At 53.2% G+C, this 924-nt stretch carries 1 protein-coding gene and 2 pseudogenes; all 3 read right to left on the bottom strand.

Annotation, left to right across the window (positions count from 1 at the left end):
- Window positions 1-191: pseudogene (locus LPH68_RS26430) on the bottom strand (hypothetical protein); the annotation flags it as partial.
- A gap of 2 nt (window positions 192-193) precedes the next feature.
- Window positions 194-592 carry a hypothetical protein gene (locus tag LPH68_RS26425; RefSeq protein WP_149949477.1) on the bottom strand — a complete coding sequence of 133 codons (399 nt, stop codon included), beginning with the start codon at window positions 590-592 and terminating at the stop codon, window positions 194-196.
- Window positions 589-924, bottom strand: a pseudogene (locus tag LPH68_RS26420) (ATP-binding protein); the annotation flags it as partial. The gene LPH68_RS26425 and the pseudogene LPH68_RS26420, both read right to left, overlap by 4 nt.

The raw sequence follows: 924 nt of genomic DNA, 5'->3' as shown, positions 1-924 counted from the left end.
ATCACGAAAGAGGTCTTCCCGTTGCCGCTGTTGCCCCACACGAACCAGCAGCCCCGGACTTCCGGAGTGTCGAAGGCGTCCTTCCATTTCCCCTCGAAAGGGAACACGTCATACTTCTTGTTCAGGATGTCCCTGACATTCAAGGCACGTTTCATGCCGGTCTTTTTATTATCCTTTTTCTCTTCTTCCATGGTCAGAACAGTTTAAGTTGTCGGATATTGTCAATTCGGCCAAGCACGGCCTGCCGTGCGGCACCCTGCAGCTTCTCGTGGCTGAGCATCCAGCCGAGTGCCCACAGAAGGGCGTTCTCACGGGTGGAGAACTGGCCCCATTTACGTCCCGGGTTGAAACCGCCGCCGGAACCGTCCACCTCCATGTGAACGCCGGAGGTCCACCAGCCGTCCTGCTGCCCCACAAGGGCGTCCAGGTAGTCGCGACCATTCCGGTAAACGGCCACAGTCTCGTATTCCGTCAGAACGGGATAATCGCTCCAGGGAGCGGGAAGCTGGTCGCGGCCGTCGATTCTCAGGTATTCAAATTTGTTTTCCATATCCTTAAAATTACGTTTGAACGGTATTTGAACGGGAATCATTCCCCCGTCATGCGTTTTACCTTGTGAATGGACTTCCTCACACGGCGCAAATCAAAGTCACATGTCGAGGCCTCCTTTATCACATTGTCAATATCCCTCTTGTCGGTCACTCCATTGGCGGAACAGATCGCGAACACGTCATTCACATCCGTGGGTTCCAGTTCATAGAACTTCCGACCTATACGGCTGTAGAACTCCTTGTAACCGGGCTTCTGGTAGCGCAGGCCGTTACTGATGCGTTTGGCGATATAATCAGTACTCAAGAACACGACACCGCATTTCTCCTCCAGCTTGTTGTACAGGCTGATGAAATAGTGGAACACCGGTTCGGT

The organism is Bacteroides sp. 1_1_30 (genome assembly GCF_020982715.1).
Taxonomy (GTDB): domain Bacteria; phylum Bacteroidota; class Bacteroidia; order Bacteroidales; family Bacteroidaceae; genus Bacteroides; species Bacteroides xylanisolvens.
This window is presented reverse-complemented; position numbering and strand designations above follow the sequence as displayed.

Bases quoted from the DNA above. Each gene is read 5' to 3' on its own strand.
- LPH68_RS26425 (WP_149949477.1), bottom strand. From the start codon at position 592: ATGATTCCCGTTCAAATACCGTTCAAACGTAATTTTAAGGATATGGAA.